Genomic DNA, 22,757 nt, shown 5'->3' on the forward strand with positions numbered 1-22,757 from the left:
GGTGCCCGCTCGCCCGATGGGCTGGTAGAGTGATGTGACCTCATGCCGCAGCCGTGCGGCACGCCGCCAGTTCAAGGAGTTGCCATGTCCCGTATTCGTGTCGAACGATCCCATTCCCTCGGTCGCGAGGCCGCCCGCGAGAAGGCCGAACGCCTGGCCGAGCGCCTGGCCAGCGAGTACGACGTGCGCTATCGCTGGAACGGCGACACCCTGGAGTTCAAGCGCAGCGGTGCCGACGGCAGCATCGCGGTGGGTGACGACACTGTGCGGGTGGAGCTCAAGCTCGGGCTGTTGCTGTCGCCCATGGGCGGCATGATCCAGCGCGAGATCGAGCAGGTGCTGGACAAATCGCTGGCCTGAGAGCAGCGGCAAGCCAGTAGGGTGCGCTGTGCCCGCCGCCATTGGGTCGCATTGAACATGCATGCTGTCGCCTGTTCCTAGTATGCGATTTCTAATTTTTCTCCTTAGGGTGTACCCAAGCCTGCATTCCGTGGGCGTTTCCGCTAACTGTCAAAGCGCGTGAGGTGCACCATGTCGAAAGTTGCCGTGAAGAAAAAAGTAGAAGCCGTGGTCGAAGACAAAGCCGGTCTGTTCGACGACGTGAAGGGCTATGCCCGCAAGATCTACCTCGCTGGCCTGGGCGCTTACGCCAAGGCGGGTGTTGAGGGGACCGAATACTTCAAGGAGCTGGTCAAGGCCGGTGAAGGCGTCGAAAGCAAAGGCAAGAAGCTGGTCGACGAGCAGGTAGAAGCCGCCAACAGCCAGATCGAATCGGTCAAGCAGTCGGTCAATAGCAATGTCACCAGTGTTAAAGGCAAGGTCGAAGTTCAGCTCGACAAGATCGAGAAGGCTTTCGATACTCGTGTGGCTTCCGCTCTGAACCGTATCGGCATTCCGTCCAAGCAGGATGTTGAAGCACTCTCTGCTAAGCTGGATGAGCTGAGCGCGTTGCTCGAGCATGTCGCGCGTACCAAATAAGGAGATCAGGATGGCTGTTAAGAAGAAAACCGAGAAACAGACCAGCTCCTGGATCGGCGAGGTCGAGAAATACTCGCGTCAGATCTGGTTGGCAGGCTTGGGCGCTTATTCCAAGGTCAGCAAGGACGGCACCAAGCTGTTCGACACGCTGGTCAAGGACGGCGAGAAGGCCGAAAAGCAGGCCAAGAGCGAAGTCGACAAACAGGTTGGCGCGGTGAAAGCCGGCGTCGGTTCCAAGGTCGGTTCCGCCAAGTCCAAGGTCGATGAGGTCAAGGACAGGGCAATCGGCAAATGGGGTGAGCTGGAAGAGGCCTTCGACAAGCGTCTGAACAATGCCATTTCGCGTCTGGGCGTGCCCAGCCGCAACGAGGTCAAGGCATTGAATGACAAGGTCGACAGCCTGACCAAGCAGCTGGAGAAAATCACTGGCGTATCGGCCAAGTCGGTCGCCAAGCCTGCTGCCAAAGCTGCGCCCAAACCTGCCGCGAAGGCTGCCGCCAAGCCGGCTGCGAAAGCAGCTGCCAAACCTGCTGCGAAGCCGGCCGCCAAGCCTGCTGCCAAAGCTGCAGCCAAGCCCGCTGCCAAACCGGCTGCCGTGAAACCTGCAGCCGCCAAGCCGGCAGCTAAACCTGCGGCGAAACCGGCAGCCAAGGCCGCAGCGAAACCCGCTGCCAAGCCAGCGGTCGCCGCCAAGCCTGCAGCTAAGCCAGCAGCCAAGCCTGCTGCAGCGAAGAAGCCGGCTGCGAAGAAACCGGCAGCACCCAAGGCAGCTGCGCCGAAACCGGCTGCACCGGCACCGGCACCGGCCGCCGCTGCAACGCCGGCCGCAGCACCGGCTCCGGCTGCCACCCCGGCAACTCCAGCCACCCCGTCCTGAGTTTCTCAGGACTGAAAACGCCCGGCCTAGTGCCGGGCGTTTTCGTTGTGCGCCAGGCATGGCGCGTAGCGCCGTGACTGGCGCTGTTCGGTTCACTGTGGTGGTGGACTGGACGACTTGGAGGTGAAAGTCCTCTACACACCCGGCAAGGGGAAGTGTTAGCCAGAGGCAAGGGTGTCGCGGGCGACTGCGAATCTGAAGGAAGCCCGAGGCAAAATGCTGGCCTGACGAACAGGAAGCGGATAGAGGCGGCGTAGCGGGGTGAGGTAGCAACGATTGCCAAAGCCCGATACTTGCACGGAACGCTACGACGTAAATCCGACAGGCATAAGCAGAAAGGTCGCGCGAATTACCCTGGGAGATCTGTTTGGCCTGCCATGTGCTACCGGCCCCGAGAGGTGACGGGATGGGCGAACAGAAGTCAGCAGAGGCCGTAGTAGTTGCTCGAAACCGGAGCGATGAAGGGCTGAACCTGCCATGAGTGGATAGTCAGGTGTGCTCTCTGTTGGAGCGTAAAGCAGAAACGCCGTGAACAGCGGTGGTCGAGACCATCAGGAGGTAGGAGTCGGAAACTCCGAGGGCCGGTCTGGGCGCTTAGCTACCGCAGGCGACACATCAACGGAACCAAGCTCGCTGATGCTGTTTGTCAGTAGGCAGGAACCGCCGTATACGGAACCGTACGTACGGTGGTGTGGGAGGACGGCGGGGGTGACCCCGCCTCCTACCCGATTCAGGTCGCAGGGTGCGCCATGCGCAGCAACCGTGGATGCGTCTCGGCTTTGTAGGGCGGGTGTAACCCGCCATTTGCGCTCTGGCGGGTTGCACCCGCCCTACATTCCCAGCGTGTCATTGGCGTGCGCACGGCTGCGCATCAGGCTTCCAGATAGCGCTGCGCCAAGTGCTCGACGGTGCTGCGTGAGGGCTGGTTCAGGTGCGGCGCGACCAGCATCATGATCTGGTACACCACCAGGCGCACTTCACCTTCCTGGTTGAGGATGCGCTGATAGTCGAGGGAGAACAGCAGGGTCAGGGTGATCTGCTCGACCAGTTGGCCGAGCGCCTGGGTGCCGCTGTTCAGTTGGCCGTCGGCCATCAGGCGGGCGAGCAGGGAGGCCAGCGTGCGTTTCAGCGCGTTCAGCCAGTGACGAATGCCGCGCGCCAGTTTTGGCAGGCGCCCGGCCAGGTTGGACAGATCCTGGAAGAGAAAGCGGTACTGCGACAGGCGCTCGACGATCAGGTGCAGGAACAGCCAGTAGTCCTCGACGTCCAGCTGGGCTTCGGCTGGCGGGTCGAGCAAAGGCGCCATCTCGCTCTGGAAGCGTTCGAACAGTTCCAGTACCAGCGGCTCCTTGCCATGGAAGTGGTAGTAGAGATTGCCCGGGCTGATGTCCAGCTCGTTGGCGATTTCCAGTGTGGAAACGTTGGGCTCACCCTGCTCGTTGAACAGCAGCAGGGCGGTTTGCAGAATGCGCTCGCGGGTTTTCATCCTTGGCTTCTTGTTCGATTGGGCGCGAAGGGCTGACGATAACCGGCCGGCGTGCAGCCGGCCATCCCTTTAGTAAAAGTCGCGTAGCGACATCTCTCATGTCCTTCTCCCTTCGGGAGAAGGTGGCGCGAAGCGCCGGATGAGGGATGCGGGCATGCCGCGCAGGCCTTGTTGGCGAGGCATACCGCTTCAGCGGATATGCACGTAGGTGCCGGGCGCTGCCTCCATCGGTGGATGGTTCTGGTTGCCCAGCGCCATCAGGGTTTCGCGTTGCGCGCCGGAACGCGCCTGCATCCATTCCAGCCACTGTGGCCACCAACTGCCTTGCTGGTGCGTGGCGTCGTGATACCAGGCGCGTGGGTCGGAGGTGAGCTTGGTGTTCTCGTAGTAGTTGGCCTTGGGGTTGCCCGGCGGGTTGAGAATGCTCTGGATATGCCCGCTGTTGGACAGGATGAAGCGGCGGTTGCCACCCAGCAGCAGGGTCGAGCGATAGACCGCATCCCAGGGCGTGATGTGGTCGTTGATGCCGGCCACGCTGAAACTGTCGACGTTGACCTTGGCCAGATCCACCGGCGTACCGCAGACCTCCAACGCACCCGCGCGGCTGAGCGGGTTGTGCTTGAAGAAATCGATCAGATCGCCATGCAGTGCAGCGGGCAGGCGCGTGTTGTCGTTGTTCCAGTAGAGGATGTCGAAGGCTGGCGGCTGCTTGCCGAGCAGGTAGTTGTTAACCCAGTAGTTCCAGATCAGGTCGTTGGGGCGCATCCAGGCGAATACCCTGGCCATGTCGCGCCCGTCCAGCACGCCTTGCTGGTAGGAGCGGCGCTTGGCCGACTCGAGGGATTCCTCGTCGGCAAAGAGCATCGCCGGGCTGTCGATCTGACTATCGAGCAGGCTGACCATGTAAGTGGCACTGGCAACCTTGCGCAGTTGGCGGCGTGCCTGCAGGTGGCCTTGCAGGGCGGCGATGGTCAGGCCGCCGGCGCAGGCGCCGAGCAGGTTGACGTCCTTGCTGCCGGTGATGGCACGGCAGGCATCGACGGCTTCCTCGACGGCCTGCACATAGCTCGACAGGCCCCATTCGCGATGCCGTGGGTCGGGGTTGCGCCAGCTGATCATGAAGGTCTGCAGGCCGTTCTTCAGCGCGTACTGGACGAAGCTCTTGTCGTTGGACAGGTCGAATATGTAGTACTTGTTGATCTGTGGCGGCACGATCAGCAGCGGGCGCAGGTACTGCTTTTCGCTCATCGGTTTGTACTGGATCAGTTCCAGCAGCTCGTTGCGAAACACCACGGCACCGGGGGTGCAGGCCAGATTGCGGCCGACTTCGAAGGCGTGTTTGCTGACCTGGCTGGGCAGGCCGTCGTTGTGCAGCAGGTCGTCGAGCAGATGGCGCAAGCCCTTGAAGGCACTGCTGCCTCCGGTGTTGAACAGCTCCTTGAGCGCCTGCGGGTTGAGCGGGCTGTTGGAGGGTGACAGGGCGTCGCTCATCAGCGATGCGAGAAAGCGCGCGCGGGCGCGGTCATCGGCCGACAGGTCGCTGTCGTCGATCCACGCAGCCAGTTGTTTCTGCCACGCCAGATAGGCCTGCAGGCTGCGTCGGTAGAAGGGATTGAGGTGCCAGGTCGGATCAGCGAAGCGCGCATCCTGCGGATTGACCTTGTGCAGGGTATCGCCGAGCAGCACCCGGCCAAGCTGGCCGCCGAAGGCCAGCAGATGACGTCCACTGCGCACCGGATTCTTCAGGCCCTGGGCAGCCAGCAGGCGCATGGTGGACAGCAGATCGCGACCGCGCACGCCCACCACCGCGCTCTGGGCGTTCATGAAACTGGCGGGTGCCGGCAGTGAAGCCGGGTTCGACTTGTCTCGCATGGGGCAGCACTCCGTCGTCAAACCGTCTAGAGACTTTCATGGCGCGGACTGCCTCGGCGCGCACCTTGTACTTGTGCAGGGTGTGCAGCAAGCCCTGTACCAGGCGCGCGGGAAGTGCATTCCAGAGCGCCGCGTCGAAAAACAAGAGGCCTTGAGCGGCCCCTTTGTCGAGCACGCAGAACAATGCGCACCAAGCTGGTGCGATCAGTGCTGGCGTACGGGTGTGGGCTGCGGGTGCATCACCGCACGGTGCCGCTCCTCTTCGAGAAACTTCATGATGATCGGCGCCACCGCTTCGGCGCGGGTCACCAGGAACAGGTGGCCGTCGTCGATCACGTGCAGTTCGGCGTTGGGAATGCGCCAGGCCAGCAGGCGCATGTTGATCAGCGGAATCAGCGGGTCGTCGTCGCCGGCCATCACCAGGGTCGGTTGGCGGATCTTGTGCAGCCAGTGGATGCTGGTCCAGCCGAGGCCGGCGAACAGTTGCCAGTAGTAGCCCATCTTGCCGCCCGAGCGCACCTTGCTGGCATGCGCCATGGCCAGCTTGGGGTCGCGACGGAAGGCGCCGCCATAGATGTCCGGGGCGATGCGTACACCGTAGGACGGTTGCACATAACGCCGCGGGCTGGCCATGCGCCAGAGCACCTTGGGCTTGCCCGGCACCATCACCGCGCCGGCCGAGGTGGCGGCGAGGATCAGCTTCTTGCAGCGCTCGGGGTAGTCATGGGCGAACTGCTGCGCCAAGGCGCCGCCCCAGGACACGCCGATGGCATTGACCTGACCGTAGTCGAGGTAATCGAGCATGCGCGCTGCCAGCTTGGCCAGACCAGGGAAGCGGTAGGGCGTGGCCGGCGTGGAGGAACCGCCGACACCGGGGACGTCGAAGGCGATGATTTCCAGCTCCGGGTCCAGGGCGGCGACGAAGGGCATCACCAGTTCCAGGTTGGCGCCGATGCCGTTGAAGATCAGCAGTGGCACCAACTGGCTGTTGCCCGGCCGCACCGCGGTGCGGATGGTCTGCCCATCGAGATCTATGGTGCGGAATACGAATGGTTGCGGCATAGGCGCAGCCCCTGTGGAGTTGAGCGCTGGAGAGGGCCGTCCGGGCCGCCTCCAGGGTTACCAGGGGTTACCTGGTTCCACGCCGGTCAGACCGTCGTGGCGTGCGGCACTTCCCGGTGCCACTGCGGTTGAGACTGAAAATCAGCGTTCGTGCACATAGGTGCCTGGTGCGGCTTCGCCAGCCGGGAATTTCTTGTTGCCCAGCGCCCGTGGAGCATTCTTGGTTTCGCCCGAGCGTTCGCTCAGCCACGTCTGCCAATGTAGCCACCAGGAGTCGGCGTGCTTGGTCGAGCTTTCCTGCCAGGCTTTCGGGTCCAGCGGCATCGCGCTATTGGTCATGTAGCGCGCCTTGGGGTTGCCCGGCGGGTTGAGAATGCTTTGGATATGGCCGCTGTTGGACAGCACGAACTCGCATTTGCCGCCGAACAGGTGCGCCGACTTGTAGCAGGAATCCCAGGGGGTGATGTGGTCGGTGGTGCCAGCGACGACGAAGAAATCACAGGTGACCTGCTTCAGGTCGATCGGTGTGCCGCAGACTTCCAGCGCGCCCGGGCGGGTCAGTGGGTTGGTCCGGAACATCTCGATGAACTCGCCATGCAGCGCGGCCGGCAGGCGCGTGGTGTCGTTGTTCCAGTAGAGGATGTCGAACACCGGTGGCTCGTTGCCGAGCAGGTAGTTGTTGACCCAGTAGTTCCAGATCAGGTCGTTGGGGCGCATCCAGGCGAACACCTTGGCCATGTCACTACCCTCCAGTACGCCGGCCTGGTAGGAGCGGCGTTTGGCGGCTTCCAGGGTCTTCTCGTCGGCGAACAGGGCAACCTGGGTGTCTAGCTGAGTGTCGAGCACGCTGACCAGCAGGGTCAGGGCGTTGACCTTCTGCTGGCCAAGCGCTGCATAGTGACCGAGCAGCGAGGCCGTGGTCAGGCCGCCGGAGCAGGCGCCGAGCATGTTGACGTCCTTGCTGCCGGTGATGGCGCAGATCACGTCGATGGCTTCCTTGAGCGCCTCGATGTAGGTGGACAGGCCCCACTCACGCTGCGCCTTGGTCGGGTTGCGCCAGCTGACCACGAAGGTCTGCACCTGGCTGCGCAACAGAAAGCGCGCCAGGCTTTTTTCCGGTGACAGGTCGAATACATAGAACTTGTTGATCTGCGGTGGCACCACCAGCAGTGGGCGCTCGTGCACGCTCTCGGTGATCGGCTTGTACTGGATCAGCTCCAGCACGTCGTTGCGAAACACCACGGCGCCTTCGGTGGTCGCCAGGTTCTTGCCGACCTCGAAGGCCTCCATGTTCACCTGACTGGGCATGCCTCCGTTGTGCACCATGTCCTTGGCCAGGTGCGACAGACCGTCGAGCAGGCTCTTGCCGCCGGTCTCGAAGAAGCGTTTGACCGCGGCCGGGTTGGCCATGCTGTTGGACGGCGCCATGGCCTCGGTCATCAGGTTGATCACGAAGTGGCCGCGACTGGCGTCCTGCTCGGACAGCGAGCTGTGCTCGATCCAGTCGTGCAGCTCCTTGCGCCAGGCCAGGTAGGTCTGCAGGTAGCGGCGATACAGCGGGTTCTGGCTCCAGGCCGGGTCGGCGAAGCGGCGGTCGCCGTCTTCAGGCTTGAGCGCGGATTGGCCGAGCATGACGTTCTTCAGTTCGAGGCCGAAATGGGCGACGTGCTTGGCGCTGTGGAAGGGTTGCTTGAGTGCCTGGGAGAGCACCATGCGGGCAGAGGTCAGGAGATCCTTGCCGCGGATGCCAATCACCGGGTTGAGTCCCAGGGTGTTTTCCGAGGCCTGGCGTTTCAAGTCTTCGTTATTCTTATCACTCATCTGCGACGCTCCATTGTCCTGAGTCACGTACCGGCTGCGCTCGCGGCGAAACAGGGGCCAGGTACTGCTCGGGTTGCCGGGTGCGGATCGGGTCCGCGTCATGCATTGCATCTGGCTGGGCCAAATGCAGGGAACCTGCCAGTTCCTTGGTTACCCGAGTTTTTGCCGTTAGGCAAGCTGATCGATGGGGCGAGAGTATGCCGCGATAGTTTAGAAAAATCGTTCTAACTACCGGGTAATGAGTCGGGATAGGAAGGCGAGCGCTCTGCGACGAGGTGTGCGTGCGGTTCAGAGTATCAGGCGCACGACACTTTCGTTGGGGTCGCGGGATTGGCCTGCAGCACTGAGCTGCGTCAGGTATTCGGCCCAGAGTTGATCCTGCCGGGTGGCCAGTTCGTAGAGGTATTCCCAAGTGTACAGACCGCTGTCATGGCCGTCGTCGAAGCACAGTTTCAGTGCATAGTTGCCGGCCGGTTCGATGCGCTCCAGGCCGACGTTGAGCTTGCCGGTCTGCAGAATCGGCTTACCATGCCCCTGCACCTCGGCCGAGGGCGAGTGCACCCGGAGGAACTCGGCGCTAAGCGAATAGCTCTGCTCGCCGTAGCGCAGTTCCAGGGTTTTCGAGGCCTTGTGCAGTTTGATCGCGCTGGGGATGGACATGGCTGATTTCCGTGATCTTTTTAGGCACAACGCCCAGTTGAGTGATTGCACCGTCCTGTAGGAGCGGATTTATCCGCGAATTTCGCGGCTGAAGCGGAATGCCGCCCAGCCGCTCCTACAGAATGACGCCGGCCAGCGGCGACAGGATCGTGCTCCTGGGCTTACAGGATATAGCGCGACAGGTCTTCGTCCTGTGCCAGCTCGCCAAGGTGACCGTTGACGTAAGCCGCGTCGATACGGATCGGTTCGCCGTTCTGCTGGCCTGCCAGGTCGCCGGCACTGAAGGACACCTCCTCCAGCAGGCGCTCGAGCAAGGTGTGCAGGCGACGGGCGCCGATGTTCTCGGTCTTCTCGTTGACCTGCCAGGCGATCTCGGCCAGACGCTTGATGCCATCTTCGGCGAACTCGATGTTCAAACCCTCGGTCTGCAGCAGTGCACTGTACTGCTCGGTGAGCGAGGCATGCGGCTCGCTGAGAATGCGCTCGAAGTCCTGCGGGCTCAGCGCCTTGAGCTCGACGCGGATCGGCAGGCGACCCTGCAGTTCGGGCACCAGATCGCTGGGTTTGCTCAGGTGGAAGGCGCCGCTGGCGATGAACAGGATATGGTCGGTCTTGACCATGCCCAGCTTGGTGTTGACCGTGCAACCCTCGATCAGCGGCAGCAAATCGCGCTGTACACCTTCACGCGACACATCGGCGCCGCCGGTGTTGCCGCGCTTGGCGACCTTGTCGATCTCGTCGATGAAAACGATGCCGTGCTGCTCGACGGCTTCCAGGGCGCGGGCCTTGAGTTCTTCCTCGTTGACCAGGCGCGCGGCCTCCTCGTCGCGCACCAGTTTCAGTGCGTCGGCGACCTTGAGCTTGCGGCTCTTCTTCTTGCCCTTGCCCATGCTGGAGAACAGGTTCTGCAGCTGGTTGGTCATTTCTTCCATGCCCGGTGGGGTCATGATCTCTACGCCCATGGGCGAGTCGGCCACTTCGATGTCGATTTCCTTGTCGTTCAATTGACCTTCGCGCAGGCGCTTGCGGAACAGCTGACGGGTATTGGAATCCTCGCTGCGCACCGGCTCGTCGCCGAAACCCTGGCGCGCGGGTGGCAGCAGGGCATCGAGGATGCGCTCCTCGGCGGCATCTTCGGCGCGGTGGCGGACCTTGGTGATTTCCTGCTCACGGAGCATCTTCACCGCTGCATCGGCCAGGTCGCGGATGATCGATTCGACGTCACGGCCGACATAACCGACCTCGGTGAACTTGGTGGCTTCCACTTTCAGGAACGGCGCATTGGCCAGCTTGGCCAGACGACGGGCGATCTCGGTCTTGCCGACGCCGGTGGGGCCGATCATCAGGATATTCTTCGGCGTGACTTCCTGGCGCAGTTCGGCCGGCAGTTGCATGCGCCGCCAGCGGTTGCGCAGGGCGATGGCCACGGCGCGTTTGGCGTCGTCCTGGCCGATGATATGGCGGTTGAGTTCGTGGACGATCTCGCGGGGCGTCATGGACATGGAATTTGGCTCGCTATCGAATCTATGAAAAAAATGGACGCTTGGGGCTCTCTAAAAACGTAGGCGAGGCAGCCAGCGCAAGGCGGAAACAGGCGAGGAAGCGGAGTTTACTGTTGTAAATGAGCATTCTGAGCCTGTTTTCAACGCGGCGATGACAACGCAGGTAGTTTTTAGATAGGCCTCACTCGGGGGCGTCCAGTTCCTCGATGGTCTGGTGATGATTGGTGAACACGCAGATGTCGCCGGCGATGCCGAGTGCAGTCTGCGCTATCTCGAGGGCGGACAGGTCAGTCTTCATCAGCAGGGCGCGGGCTGCGGCCTGGGCGAAGTTGCCGCCGGAGCCCATGGCGATCAGGCCTTCCTCGGGTTCGACGACGTCGCCGTTGCCGGTGATGATCAGCGATGCGTCCTTGTTGGCCACTGCCAGCATGGCTTCCAGGCGGCTCAGGCTGCGGTCGGTGCGCCAGTCCTTGGCCAGCTCGACGGCGGCTCGCACCAGATGACCCTGGTGTTTTTCCAGTTGCCCTTCGAAGCGTTCGAACAGGGTGAAGGCGTCGGCGGTGGCACCGGCGAAACCGGCCAGCACCTGGCCGTGGTACAGGCGGCGCACCTTCTTGGCGTTGCCCTTCATGACGGTGTTGCCGAGGGAAACCTGGCCGTCGCCTGCCATCACGACCTTGCCGTGGCGGCGCACTGAAACGATGGTGGTCAAGGGTGAATCTCCACGCTGCGGGGCGAACTTGCCCGGATGGAAACTCAAATGGGGTGCTCGTCGCGGCTTTTCAACCGGCGACGGGCTTAACAGGCTGTTGAAAAACTACCTGCGTTGTCTGGCCGTCGTTAAAAACAGCCTCAAAATGCTCATTTACAACGCGTAAACTGCGCTTTTTCGGCTATTTTTGCCTCGGCCAGCCTGCCTCGCCTACGTTTTTCAACGGCCTGTCAGGCGATCAGCGGACCTGGCGTTGCTGTAACAGCAGGTTGCTGAAGCCGCCGGCTGCCAGGGTCTTCTGCGCGCTGGCCAGTTGCTCGCGGCTGGCGAAGGGGCCGACCAGTACGCGGTGCCAGGTTTCCTCACGCACCTTGCCGGTTTCCACCCGTACGTTCTGCCCGAGCAGGATGATCTGCGCGCGCAGGCCGTCGGCGTCATCGCGTTTGCGGAACGAGCCGGCCTGGAGGAAGAACTGTGTGGTGACCGGCGCGCTGGCCAGGACGGGTGGTGGGGGCGGCGGCACCTGACCGTTGAGCGCGGCTTCGGCACGAGCGGTGTCGATCTTGGCGGCTTCTTCCGGGGTGACCGGTTTCTGCTCGGGTACGGGTGGTGGCGTTTCTTCCAGGGCCTGCGGCAGGATCACTTCCGACTCCGGCAGCAGGGTGTAGAAGTCGTACTTGGGCCTGGCCGGCTCGGGTTGCGTCGGCTTCGGCTCGGGCTTGGTGCTGCGCACCTGTTCGCCCTTGTCGCGCTTGATCTCGTCACGGCCCGGTTCGAGGCTGAACAGGAACATGAAGAAACCGCCGACCACCAGGCCGCAGGCCAGCCAGATCCAGCCCGGTACGGGCTTCTTCGCCGGGGCTTGATAGCGACTGGCGCCGCGTTTCGGCGCCGGCTTCTTGCGCGCTGCCATTTACATCCGCTCCAGAGTTTCCAGGCCGAGCAGCTCCAGGCCCTGCTTGAGGGTGCGGCCGGTAAGGGCCGCCAGGCGCAGACGGCTGTCACGGGTGGCCTCGTCCTCGGCGCTGAGGATCGGGCAGTTCTCATAGAAGCTGGAGAACAGGCCGGCGAGGTCATACAGGTAGGCACAAAGGATGTGCGGCGTGCCCTTGTTGGCGACGTTGCCGAGCAGCTCGTTGAATTGTGCCAGCTTGGCGGCCAGGGCTTGCTCCTGCTCGGCGACCAGGGTGATCTGCCCGCCGATCTCGTCCACGCCCTTGCCAAGCTTGCGGAACACGCCGGCCACGCGGGTGTAGGCATACAGCAGGTAGGGCGCGGTGTTGCCCTCGAAGCTCAGCATCAGGTCGAAGTTGAAGCTGTAGTCGCTGGTGCGATGCTTGGACAGGTCGGCGTATTTCACCGAGGCGATGCCAACCACGCGTGCGATCTGACGCAGTTCGTCTTCGGCCAGGTCCGGGTTCTTGTCCTTGACCAGGCTGTAGGCGCGCTGCTCGGCCTCGTCGAGCAGTTGCACCAGCTTCACGGTACCGCCGTCGCGGGTCTTGAACGGGCGACCGTCCGGGCCGTTCATGGTGCCGAAGCCCATGTGTTCCAGGTCCATGCTGGCGGGTACGAAGCCGGCCAGGCGCGCGCAGGCGAAGACCATCTGGAAGTGCAGGGCCTGGCGCTGGTCGACGAAGTACAGCACGCGGTCGGCCTTGAGCGTGCCGGCGCGGTAGCGGGTGGCGGCCAGGTCGGTGGTGGCATACAGGTAGCCGCCGCCGGCCTTCTGTACGATCAGCGGTAGCGGGTTGCCTTCGGCATTCTTGAACTCGTCCATGAATACGCACTGCGCGCCGTTGTCTTCGGTCAGTAGACCCTTGGCGGCCAACTCGGCAACCACTTTCGGCAGGTCGTCGTTGTAGGCGCTCTCTCCTTTGACGTCGGCCATGCTCAGCTTGACGCCGAGGCGGTCGTACAGCGCCTGGCAGTGCGACAGGGAAATGTCGTTGAAACGATGCCACAAACGCAGGCACTCGGCGTCGCCGGCCTGCAACTGGACCACCAGCTCGCGGGCGCGGTCGGCGAACTCGCTGGATTCGTCGAAGCGCTTTTTGGCGGCGCGGTAGAAGCCTTCCAGGTCGGCCAGCTCGCTTTCGGCGGCCGCCGGGTTTTCCTGCATGTAGGCCAGCAGCATGCCGAACTGGGTGCCCCAGTCGCCGACATGGTTCTGGCGGATCACGGTGTCGCCAAGGAATTCCAGCACCCGCGCCACGCCGTCGCCGATGATGGTCGAGCGCAGGTGACCAACGTGCATTTCCTTGGCCAGGTTGGGTGCCGACAGGTCGACTACCACGCGCTGCGCTGCGCCGTTCTTGCGTACGCCGAGCTTGGCATCGGCCAGTGCTGCTTCCAGGCGCTGGGCCAGAGCATCGCTGTTCTGGAAGAAGTTGAGAAAGCCCGGGCCGGCGATTTCCACCTTGGTGACTTGTTCGTCGGCCGGCAGGGCAGCGATCAGCTTCTCGGCCAGGTCGCGCGGCTTCATGCCGGCCGGTTTGGCTAGCATCATGGCGATGTTGCTGGCGAAGTCGCCGTGGCTCTTGTCCTTGGTGTTCTCCACCTGGATGGCCGGCGTCAGGCCCGCAGGCAGCACGCCTTCGGCGGTCAGACGGTCGAGGGCTTGCTGGATCAGGTGGCGAATGCTGTCTTTCATGTTCGGCTCGGGTTGCCTTGGGGCTTTGGTCGAAAACTGCGCATTATAAGAGCAGCGGCAAGCTGCAAGCCACAAGCGGCAAGGAAAAGCGTGCCGCGTTTCCGTGGGTAGTGGGTAGGGTGGGCTTCAGCCCACCAACGCTAACCGCTGTTGGTGGGCTGAAGCGGGACGCCGCCCGGCCCACCCTACGGACTGCCGGAGTTCGCTCGCGCCGCTCGTTTCTACAAAAGCCGGCATGCGGTTCAGAAAAGGTCGATCGGGTCGACATCCAGCGACCAGCGTACCGCACGGCCGCTGGGCATTTGTTCCAGCGCATGCAGCCAGTGGTTGAGCAGGCGATGCAATGGCGCACGGGCATTGCCCTGCAGCAGCAGTTGCGCGCGGAAGCGCCCGGCGCGGCGTTCCATCGGTGCCGGCACCGGTCCGAGCAGTTCGATGCCGGTCAGACCCAGTTCGCCCAGCAAATGTTCGGCCTCGCTGCAGGCCTCATCGAGAAAACTCTCGGCCTGGCCAGGCTTGTGCGCTTCGGCGCGCAGCAACGCCAAGTGGCAGAACGGTGGCAGACCGGCACTGCGGCGTTCGCTCAGCGCCTGTTCAGCGAAGGCGAAGTAGCCTTGCTCGGTCAGTTGCACCAGCAACGGATGGTCGGCCAGGTGGCTCTGGATGATCACCTTGCCCGGTTCCTCGGCGCGGCCAGCGCGACCGGCAACCTGCACGATCAACTGCGCCATGCGCTCGCTGGCGCGAAAATCGGCGGAAAACAGGCCGCCGTCGGCGTCGAGGATCGACACCAGGGTCACCCGTGGAAAGTGATGCCCCTTGGCGAGCATCTGGGTGCCCACCAGGATGCACGGCTCGCCCTTGTTGATGGTGGCGAACAGGCGATCCATGGCGCCCTTGCGCGAGGTGCTGTCGCGGTCGACGCGCAGCACCGGGTAGTCGGGAAACAGCACCGCCAGGCGCTCTTCGGCGCGCTCGGTGCCGGCGCCGACCGGGCGCAGGTCGACGTGTTGGCATTTTGGACAGTTGCTCGGCTGTTTCTCGACGTGGCCGCAGTGATGGCAGCGCAGTTCCTGATAGCGCTGGTGCACGGTCATGCGTGCGTCGCAGCGTGGGCATTCGGACAGCCAGCCGCAGTCGTGGCAGAGCAGGGTCGGGGCGAAGCCGCGGCGGTTGAGAAACACCAGCACCTGCTGGCCGGCGGCGAGGGTCTGGGCGATGGCCTGCTGCATCGGCCCGGAGATGCCCGAGTCCAGTGGCCGGCTCTTCACGTCCAGACGCAGGAAGCGCGGCTGGCTGGCGCCGCCGGCGCGCTGTGTCAGCTTGAGCAGGGCATAGCGGCCGGTGTAGGCGTTGTGCAGGCTTTCCAGCGAAGGTGTGGCCGAGCCGAGGACGATGGGCACGTCTTCCTGGCGGGCGCGCACCAGCGCCAGGTCGCGGGCGTGGTAGCGCAGACCTTCCTGCTGTTTATAGGAGGCGTCGTGTTCTTCGTCGACGATGATCAGCCCCGGGTTCTTCATCGGCGTGAACAGAGCTGAGCGGGTGCCGATGATGATGTCGGCCTCGCCATCGCGTGCCGCCAGCCAGGCGTCGAGGCGCTCGCGGTCGTTCACCGCCGAATGCAGCAGGGCGATACGTGCATTGAAGCGGCGGGCGAAACGGTCGAAGGTCTGTGGGCCGAGGTTGATCTCGGGGATCAGCACCAGCGCCTGCTTGCCGGCCTCGAGGCATTGGTGGATCAGTTGCAGGTACACCTCGGTTTTTCCGCTGCCGGTGACGCCAGCCAGTAGAAAGGCATTGAACTGGCCCCAGCCTGACGCCACGGCATTCACCGCAGCGCGCTGCTCGGCGTTCAGCGGCAGTTCCGGTTGTGCCAGCCAGTGCGCCGGCTTGGCATGCGGCTGGGTGCGGCGCACCTCGACCCGTACCAGTCCCTTCTCATGCAGTAATTGCAGGCTGTCGCGGTTGAGTTGCAACTGGCTGAGCAGGCTGTGGGCGACACCGTGCGGATGTTGCGCCAGTGCCTTGAGCGCGTCGCGCTGGCGTGGCGCGCGGGCCAGGCGTGGGTCGTCGACGCTGGCGCCTTTGTTGGCCAGCCAGTAGCGCTCCTGGCGGGTTTCGGCCGGCTCGCCCTGGCGTAGCAACACGGGCAAGGCCCAGCTCAGAGTGTCGCCGAGGCTGTGCTGGTAGTACTGCGCCGTCCACAGGCACAGCTTGAACAGCGACGCCGGCAGCGGTGGGCGGGCGTCGAGCAGTTCCAGGGCGGGCTTGAGCTTGTCCGTCGGGACGTCGCTCTGGCTGTCGACTTCCACCAGCACGCCGATCATCTCGCGCCGGCCGAAGGGCACGCGCAGGCGTGCGCCTGGCTGCAAGACGCTGCGCGACACGCCGGCAGGGGCGAGGTAGTCGAACAGGCGGCGCAGTGGCGAGGGCAGGGCGAGGCGCAGGATCAGGTTGGGCAAGCCAGAAGCTCCATTGACAGGCCAGCGATCTTAACACGCGACGACCGGCGCCTTGCGTGGCTTGCATCGGTCTACGTCTCTGGTAAGATGCGCGGCCTATTTCTGTGCGGTGCCTGACATTGGTCGGGTGGCGGCACGACTACCCCGAGGAAAGCACGATGAAAGCCGATATCCATCCGAACTACGTCGAAATCGACGCTACCTGCTCCTGCGGTAACGTGATCAAGACCCGCTCCACCCTGGGCAAGAACCTGAGCCTCGACGTTTGCTCCGAGTGCCACCCGTTCTACACCGGTAAGCAGAAAGTGCTGGACACCGGCGGCCGTATCGATCGCTTCAAGCAGCGCTTCGGCGTATTCGGCGCGAAGTAAGCGACCGAACGATTACGGAACGTGTCATGCACCTTTCCGTGAATCTGAAAAAGGCGTCCCTGGTGGGCGCCTTTTTCGTTTCTCTGCTTTGCGTCGATCTGGCTCAGGCCTTTTGTCCACACCGCGCAGATCTGGCTCAGGTTGCCGTGCGCCAGGTGGTCGATGGCGACACCGTGCGCCTGACCGATGGGCGCAGCATTCGCCTGATCGGCATCAACGCACCTGAGCTGGGGCGCAAGGGCCGTAGCGATGAGCCCTTCGCCGTGCAGGCCAAGCGTCGCCTGCAGGCACTGGTCGATGCCAGCGATGGGCGTGTCGGCCTGCTCTACGGCGAGCAGCGCAAGGATCGTTACGGCCGTACCCTGGCCCATCTGTACGACCGTCAGGGGCGTAATCTGGAAGCGCAGTTGCTGGGCGAAGGCCTTGGGTTCATGGTCGCCGTGGCGCCCAATAGCGTACTCGTGAGTTGTCAGGCACAGGCCGAGCGCCAGGCTCGGCGTCAGCGTCTGGGTGTGTGGCGCACCGAGCAAGTGAAGACGGCTGGCCAACTAAAGAGTGGCGGCTTCGCCTTGCTCAGCGGGCGGGTTGCAGGCGTGCAACGCAATCGCGGTGGCCTCTGGATCGATCTCGATGGTGGTCGGGTATTGCGCGTGGCGCCTGAGCTGCTCGGCGAGTTCGACGTGCGCGCGTTGCAGCGGCTCGAAGGGCAACGGGTGGAGGCGCGGGGCTGGGTCATCGATCGCCAGAGTCGCGGTGGCTGGAAGTCCGGGCAGGCGCGCTGGATGCTGCCGCTTACTCATTCGGCGATGCTGGAGGTGTTGCCATGATGCGTGCATTGATGTTGTGCCTGATCTGCAGCTGGCTGGCAGGTTGCGCGGTCAATCCTGCCACGGGTCGCAACGACTTCGTGATGATGAGTGAGCGCCAGGAGCTGGAGCTCGGGGCGCGCTACAACCAGGAAATCCTCAAGCAATACCCGCGCTATGAGGACGCCAAACTGCAGGCTTATATTCAGCGCGTCGGCGAGCGGGTAGCGCGCAGCAGCCATCGCAATCAGCTCAACTACGTTTTTACCCTGGTGGACAGCCCGGATATCAACGCCTTCGCCCTGCCGGGTGGCTACATCTATATCCACCGTGGCCTGCTCGCTTATCTGAATTCCGAGGCGGAACTGGCGGCCGTACTGGGGCACGAGGTCGGTCACGTCACGGCCCGCCATAGTGTGCGCCAGCAAAGTCAGTCCACGGCCTGGGGCTTGCTCGGGCAGGCTGCGGCTATCGGTACTGGTGTCGGCGCAGTGGGGGATCTGACCAGCGCCATGGGTAATGCGTTCGTGCGCGGCTATGGGCGCGACATGGAGTTGGAGGCCGATGGCCTGGGCGCGCAATACCTGGCGCGTGGTGGCTACGATCCGCAAGCGATGATCGAGGTGGTCAAGGTGCTCAAGGCGCAGGAGGATTTCGCCCGCGAGCAGGCAGCCAAGCGCGGCGAAGCACCCGCGGCGGGCGGCTACCACGGCTTGTTCGATACCCACCCGGACAATGATCGACGCCTGCAGGAAGTGATCGGCCCGGCGCGTGCGCTGGCCGGCGGCAATCAGGAAGTGGGGCGCGACCGTTTTCTGCAGATGCTCGATGGTCTGGTGTTCGGCGATTCGGCGGCCAGCGGTATACGCCGCGGACGCCATTTCTATCACGGCGAGCTGGACTTCACGCTGACCTACCCGCAGGGCTGGCAGCTGGTCAATCGCCCCGATGTGCTGATCGGTCACACCCCGGATGAGCAAGCCTTTATCGCCATGACTCTGGAGGCAGTGGACAAACGCCTGTCGCCTGCCGAATTCCTGCGTCAGCGCGTCGGCAATCAGCGTCTAGTGGCGGGCGAGGAGTTGCGTCTTGGCGTGCTGCAGGGCTATACGGCGGTGTTGCAGGGCCAATCGGCGCGTCGCGTGGCGGTGATCTATCGCGGCGACAACGCTTACCTGTTCGTGGCGGCAGTGAAAGGGCGCGCTTCGCTGGAAGCCGAGGATCAGCGTTTTCTCGAGGTTATCCGCAGTTACCGGCCACTGAAGGCGGCCGAGCGCAAGTTGGCCGAGCCGGTGCGTCTGCATCTGGTGCGGGTCAAGGCCGGGCAGAGTATGACTGGTCTGGCCAGTGGCGCGCCGCTGGCGGCCGATGGCGAGGCACAGTTGAGGCTGCTCAACGGGCTGTATCCGCGTGGCGAGCCGCGTCCGGGACAGTGGTTGAAAACGCTGCGCTAGCGCGGCGCTTTCATCGCGACCGAACGGTCTTGGCAGGTGTATACAACTTGCGTATCCTCGGCCGCGCCCGTTCAACAAGCCTCATAAAAGCGGAAATGCCACTATGTCCGATCTAAAAACAGCCGCTCTCGAATATCACGCTCAGCCCCGTCCCGGTAAGCTGAGTGTCGAGCTGACCAAGGCCACTGCCACTGCCCGCGACCTGTCCCTCGCATACAGCCCAGGCGTAGCCGAACCGGTACGCGAGATCGCTCGCGATGCCGAACTGGCCTACCGCTATACCGGTAAGGGCAACCTGGTCGCCGTAATTTCCGACGGTACCGCCATCCTCGGCCTGGGTAACCTCGGCCCGCTGGCTTCCAAGCCGGTAATGGAAGGTAAAGGTGTACTGTTCAAGCGCTTCGCTGGCATCGACGTGTTCGACATTGAAGTCGACGCTGAAAGCCCGCAGGCGTTCATCGACACCGTCAAGCGCATCTCCATCACCTTCGGCGGCATCAACCTGGAAGATATCAAGGCGCCTGAGTGCTTCGAGATCGAGCGCGCGCTGATCGAACAGTGCGACATCCCGGTATTCCACGATGACCAGCATGGCACCGCCATTGTCACCGCGGCCGGCATGCTCAATGCCCTGGAAATCGCCGGCAAGACTCTGGAAGAGGCGAAGATCGTCTGCCTGGGCGCCGGTGCAGCTGCCATCTCCTGCATGAAGTTGCTGGTGAGCATGGGTGCCAAGGTCGAGAACATCTTCATGGTCGATCGCAAGGGCGTGATTCATGCCGGTCGCGATGATCTGAACCAGTACAAGGCCGTGTTCGCCACCGAGACCGACAAGCGCACGCTGTCCGACGCGCTCGAAGGCGCTGACGTGTTCGTCGGCCTGTCCGGCGCCAACCTGCTGAGCCCGGAAGATCTCCAGCGCATGGCGGCCAACCCGATCGTCTTCGCCTGCTCCAACCCGGATCCGGAAATCAAGCCGGAGCTGGCGCACGAGACGCGCAACGACGTGATCATGGCCACCGGTCGTTCCGACTACCCGAACCAGGTCAACAATGTGCTGGGTTTCCCCTTCATCTTCCGCGGTGCTCTGGACGTGCGTGCCACCCGCATCAACGAAGAGATGAAGATCGCCGCAGCGCTGGCGCTGCGTGACCTGGCCAAGCTGCCGGTACCGCAGGAAGTCTGCGACGCCTACGGCGGTATCGAGCTGTCGTTCGGTCGCGAGTACATCATTCCGAAGCCAATGGATCAGCGTCTGATCACCGTGGTTTGCGATGCAGTGGCCAAGGCTGCCATCGAATCCGGCGTGGCGACTCTGCCCTATCCGAAGCACTATCCGCTGAAATCGGTGGATGAAGTGTTCAACGGCTGATCAGCCGACAATAAAAAACCCGCTTCGGCGGGTTTTTTATTGTCTGTGATACGGCTTAAGGCAACGATTGCAGCCGCCTGAGCCTTATCCTAGAACAAGTCGATCGGCGCCATCTCGTCGGCCGGTAGCGGGCTGCCAGGAACACCCATGCCAGGTTCGAACTCACTCATCGGAGGGGGCGAGTCTTCACTCTTGAACAGTTCGAAATAGGCGTCCAGTGTGCCGGGTGCAGCAGCGCGGCCACTGATCGGGTCGACGCGCAGCGTCAGCAGCCCCTTGGGTTCTTTGGGCAGATGGTTGGGTCGATCCTTGAGTACTGCGCCCATGTAGTTCATCCAGATCGGCAGCGCGACAGTGCCGCCGTACTCATGGCGGCCCAGGCTCTCCGGCTGGTCGAAGCCGGCCCAGACGGTGGTTACGTAATCGGCGTTGTAGCCGGAGAACCAGCTGTCCTTGGACTCGTTGGTGGTGCCGGTCTTGCCTGCCAGGTCATTGCGGCCAAGGGCGAGAGCACGCCGGCCGGTACCGCGCTTGATCACGTCCTGCAGCATGCTGGTCATGATGTAGGCGGTGCGCTCGTCGATGATCTGTTCGGCGACCTTAGGCTCCTCCAACGGCAACTCATCAGTTGCGTTGACGGTGAGGTTGGCGTTCTCCTCGGCCGGTGCGCTGCCTGGCACGCGGGCCGGATTGGCGCGGAACAGCGGCTTGCCGTTACGGTCATCAATGCGTTCGATCAGGTACGGCTCGATCTTGTAACCGCCATTGGCGAAGGCGGCCCAGCCCTCAGCGATTTCCATGGGGGTCAGGCTGGCAGTGCCGAGTGCCAGTGACAGGTTGCGCGGCAGATCCTGCGGGGCGAAGCCGAAGCGCTCGATATAGCGCAAGCTACGGTCGATGCCCATGTCCTGCAGCAGGCGGATGGAAACCAGGTTGCGCGACTTGTACAACGCTTCACGCATGCGAATCGGGCCGAGAAAGGTGTTGTTGTCGTTCTTCGGGCGCCACTTCTGCGACAGGTAGTCGTCGGAGAGGATGATCGGCGCATCGTTGACCAGCGTCGCTGCGGTGTAGCCGCTATCGAGAGCCGCGCTATAGATGAAGGGCTTGAAGCTCGAGCCCGGCTGGCGCTTGGCCTGCACGGCGCGGTTGTAGTTGCTCTGATCGAATGAGAACCCGCCGACCAGTGACTGAATGGCGCCGCTGTATGGGTCGAGGGAAACCAACGCGCCCTGTGCTGCGGGGACTTGGGTGAAACGCAGGCTGCCATCGGCCTGGCGCTGCACGCGAACGATATCGCCGACCTGGGTGACATCGCCAGGTTGCTGCGGGCGCGGGCCCATGCTGTTGGTGTTCAGGTAGGGGCGAGCCCATTTCATGCTGTCCCACGACACCGCTTGTTCTTCGCCGTTACGGGTCAGTACCAGAATGCCGCTTTTCTCGACCTGGGTAACCACCGCTGGCTCCAGGCCGCCGATACTGCGGAACTTGGCCAGCTCGGTCAGCCAGGTTTCGCGGGTCATGCCCGGCAGGCGACTCTCAGGGCCGCGATAGCCGTGACGCTGGTCATAGGCGATCAGTCCGTCACGCAGGGCGGTGTTGGCTGCCTCCTGCAAATGACTAGGCACGGTGGTGGTGACATTGAAGCCTTCCGTATAAGCCTCGCTGCCATAGCGGCCAACCATTTCCGCGCGTGCCATCTCGGCTATATAAGGAGCGCTCAATTCTGGTGTGGGAACGTGGTAACGCGCATCGACTACCTCGGCAAGCGCTTCCTCGTAGCTGGCCTGATCGATACGGCCCAGGCGATACAGGCGGCCGAGAATCCAGTCGCGGCGCTCCTTGGCGCGGGTCGGATTGACCAGCGGGTTGTAGCGCGACGGTGCTTTCGGCAGGCCGGCGATCATCGCCATCTGCGCCAGGTTCAGGTCACGGATCGATTTGCCGTAGTACACCTGTGCGGCAGCTTCGATGCCGTAGGCGCGGTGGCCGAGGTAGATCTTGTTGACGTAGAGCTCGAGGATCTCGTCCTTGCTCAGCTCGCGCTCGATCTGCAAGGCCAGAAGAATTTCGGTGGCCTTGCGCGAAAAACTGCGTTCGTTGGTGAGGAAGAAGTTCTTCGCCACCTGCATGGTGATGGTGCTGCCACCGCTCTGAATCTGGCCGCTTTTCAATAATTGCGTGGCAGCGCGCATCAGGCTGGTCACATCGACGCCATAATGATTGGCGAAATTATCGTCTTCGGCAGCCAGCAGAGCGCTGATGAATTCCTTGGGAATTTCATCGAAGCGAATGGGCGAACGGCGCATCTCGCCGAACTCGGCGATCAGCTTGGCATCGCTGCTGTAGACGCGCAGAGGAATCTGCAGCTGTACCTGGCGCAGCGACTCGACGGAAGGAAGGGTCGGGCTAAGGTAAAGAAACGCGCCGCTGAAACTGAGCAGCAGCCCACAAAAAACGGCAACGCAAGACCACCAGATGAACTTCAGCAGGCGTATCAAAATGTTCGGAATTCCAAGTAAAAGAATGAGTTAAGCAGGAGCCGAGGCTAAAAGGGAAAAGCTGATCACATTATAAGCGTTTTTTTTCCCGGGGAGCCATTTGCGCTTCTGTCAAGACTGATATTTAATGTGGAAAAACATAAATAGTCCGTAAGTCGCGGATGCCAA

At 62.9% G+C, this 22,757-nt stretch carries 18 protein-coding genes; 7 read left to right on the forward strand and 11 right to left on the reverse strand.

What is annotated here, in order from left to right:
* Nucleotides 1-84: 84 nt before the first annotated feature.
* From BLT86_RS21860 to BLT86_RS21870, 3 genes are all read left to right on the forward strand, one after another.
* Nucleotides 85-360, forward strand: coding sequence for a polyhydroxyalkanoic acid system family protein (locus BLT86_RS21860; RefSeq protein WP_079784804.1), 276 nt, complete (start codon nt 85-87; stop codon nt 358-360).
* A 171-nt stretch (nt 361-531) separates the two neighbouring features.
* Nucleotides 532-978 (forward strand): phasin family protein, encoded by a 447-nt coding sequence (locus BLT86_RS21865; protein ID WP_092379568.1) that lies wholly within the window; start codon nt 532-534, stop codon nt 976-978.
* Between the two features lie 10 nt (nt 979-988).
* Nucleotides 989-1,855, forward strand: a complete 867-nt coding sequence (locus BLT86_RS21870) for a phasin family protein (RefSeq protein ID WP_092379570.1) — start codon at nt 989-991, stop codon at nt 1,853-1,855.
* A gap of 871 nt (nt 1,856-2,726) precedes the next feature.
* On the opposite strand, the gene BLT86_RS21875 is transcribed toward BLT86_RS21870, so the two are convergent.
* The 10 genes from BLT86_RS21875 to BLT86_RS21920 form a co-directional block, all read right to left on the reverse strand.
* Nucleotides 2,727-3,341 carry a TetR/AcrR family transcriptional regulator gene (locus BLT86_RS21875; protein ID WP_075745065.1) on the reverse strand — a complete coding sequence of 205 codons (615 nt, stop codon included), beginning with the start codon at nt 3,339-3,341 and terminating at the stop codon, nt 2,727-2,729.
* Between the two features lie 189 nt (nt 3,342-3,530).
* Nucleotides 3,531-5,213 (reverse strand): class II poly(R)-hydroxyalkanoic acid synthase, encoded by a 1,683-nt coding sequence (phaC, locus tag BLT86_RS21880; protein WP_092379573.1) that lies wholly within the window; start codon nt 5,211-5,213, stop codon nt 3,531-3,533.
* Between the two features lie 204 nt (nt 5,214-5,417).
* A complete protein-coding gene (phaZ, locus tag BLT86_RS21885) occupies nt 5,418-6,275 on the reverse strand; it encodes a poly(3-hydroxyalkanoate) depolymerase (RefSeq protein ID WP_017678527.1) in 858 nt (285 codons plus the stop codon).
* Nucleotides 6,276-6,416: 141 nt separating this feature from the next.
* Nucleotides 6,417-8,096: a class II poly(R)-hydroxyalkanoic acid synthase gene (gene phaC, locus BLT86_RS21890; protein ID WP_092379576.1), complete on the reverse strand. Its 1,680-nt coding sequence runs from the start codon at nt 8,094-8,096 to the stop codon at nt 6,417-6,419.
* A gap of 288 nt (nt 8,097-8,384) precedes the next feature.
* Nucleotides 8,385-8,756 carry a gamma-butyrobetaine hydroxylase-like domain-containing protein gene (locus tag BLT86_RS21895; protein WP_092379579.1) on the reverse strand — a complete coding sequence of 124 codons (372 nt, stop codon included), beginning with the start codon at nt 8,754-8,756 and terminating at the stop codon, nt 8,385-8,387.
* 161 nt (nt 8,757-8,917) lie between these two features.
* Nucleotides 8,918-10,258: an HslU--HslV peptidase ATPase subunit gene (hslU, locus tag BLT86_RS21900; RefSeq protein WP_017678530.1), complete on the reverse strand. Its 1,341-nt coding sequence runs from the start codon at nt 10,256-10,258 to the stop codon at nt 8,918-8,920.
* A gap of 181 nt (nt 10,259-10,439) precedes the next feature.
* On the reverse strand, nt 10,440-10,970 hold the full coding sequence (gene hslV / locus BLT86_RS21905; RefSeq protein ID WP_017678531.1) for an ATP-dependent protease subunit HslV: 531 nt from the start codon (nt 10,968-10,970) through the stop codon (nt 10,440-10,442).
* Nucleotides 10,971-11,208: 238 nt separating this feature from the next.
* Nucleotides 11,209-11,883 (reverse strand): SPOR domain-containing protein, encoded by a 675-nt coding sequence (locus tag BLT86_RS21910; protein ID WP_074676430.1) that lies wholly within the window; start codon nt 11,881-11,883, stop codon nt 11,209-11,211.
* Nucleotides 11,884-13,623: an arginine--tRNA ligase gene (argS, locus tag BLT86_RS21915; RefSeq protein ID WP_092379582.1), complete on the reverse strand. Its 1,740-nt coding sequence runs from the start codon at nt 13,621-13,623 to the stop codon at nt 11,884-11,886.
* A 242-nt stretch (nt 13,624-13,865) separates the two neighbouring features.
* Nucleotides 13,866-16,085, reverse strand: coding sequence for a primosomal protein N' (locus BLT86_RS21920; RefSeq protein WP_092379584.1), 2,220 nt, complete (start codon nt 16,083-16,085; stop codon nt 13,866-13,868).
* Nucleotides 16,086-16,243: 158 nt separating this feature from the next.
* On the opposite strand from BLT86_RS21920, the gene rpmE reads away from it, so the two are divergent.
* The 4 genes from rpmE (at nt 16,244) to BLT86_RS21940 (ending at nt 20,088) form a co-directional block, all read left to right on the forward strand.
* A complete protein-coding gene (rpmE, locus tag BLT86_RS21925; RefSeq protein WP_003459015.1) occupies nt 16,244-16,456 on the forward strand; it encodes a 50S ribosomal protein L31 in 213 nt (70 codons plus the stop codon).
* 26 nt (nt 16,457-16,482) lie between these two features.
* Complete coding sequence (locus BLT86_RS21930; protein WP_092379587.1) at nt 16,483-17,283, forward strand: thermonuclease family protein; 801 nt, start codon at nt 16,483-16,485, stop codon at nt 17,281-17,283.
* The gene (locus BLT86_RS21935; RefSeq protein WP_075745080.1) at nt 17,280-18,716 is read left to right on the forward strand and encodes a M48 family metalloprotease; all 1,437 of its coding nucleotides are present in this window, start codon (nt 17,280-17,282) and stop codon (nt 18,714-18,716) included. The genes BLT86_RS21930 and BLT86_RS21935 overlap by 4 nt, the downstream gene beginning before the upstream one ends.
* A gap of 103 nt (nt 18,717-18,819) precedes the next feature.
* The gene (locus BLT86_RS21940; protein ID WP_075745082.1) at nt 18,820-20,088 is read left to right on the forward strand and encodes a malic enzyme-like NAD(P)-binding protein; all 1,269 of its coding nucleotides are present in this window, start codon (nt 18,820-18,822) and stop codon (nt 20,086-20,088) included.
* A gap of 89 nt (nt 20,089-20,177) precedes the next feature.
* Here the strand turns inward: BLT86_RS21940 and BLT86_RS21945 are convergent, their stop codons facing one another.
* The gene (locus BLT86_RS21945; RefSeq protein ID WP_408003033.1) at nt 20,178-22,586 is read right to left on the reverse strand and encodes a penicillin-binding protein 1A; all 2,409 of its coding nucleotides are present in this window, start codon (nt 22,584-22,586) and stop codon (nt 20,178-20,180) included.
* Nucleotides 22,587-22,757 lie beyond the last annotated feature (171 nt).

The sequence above is a fragment of the Pseudomonas sihuiensis genome (genome assembly GCF_900106015.1).
Taxonomy (GTDB): Bacteria; Pseudomonadota; Gammaproteobacteria; order Pseudomonadales; family Pseudomonadaceae; genus Aquipseudomonas; species Aquipseudomonas sihuiensis.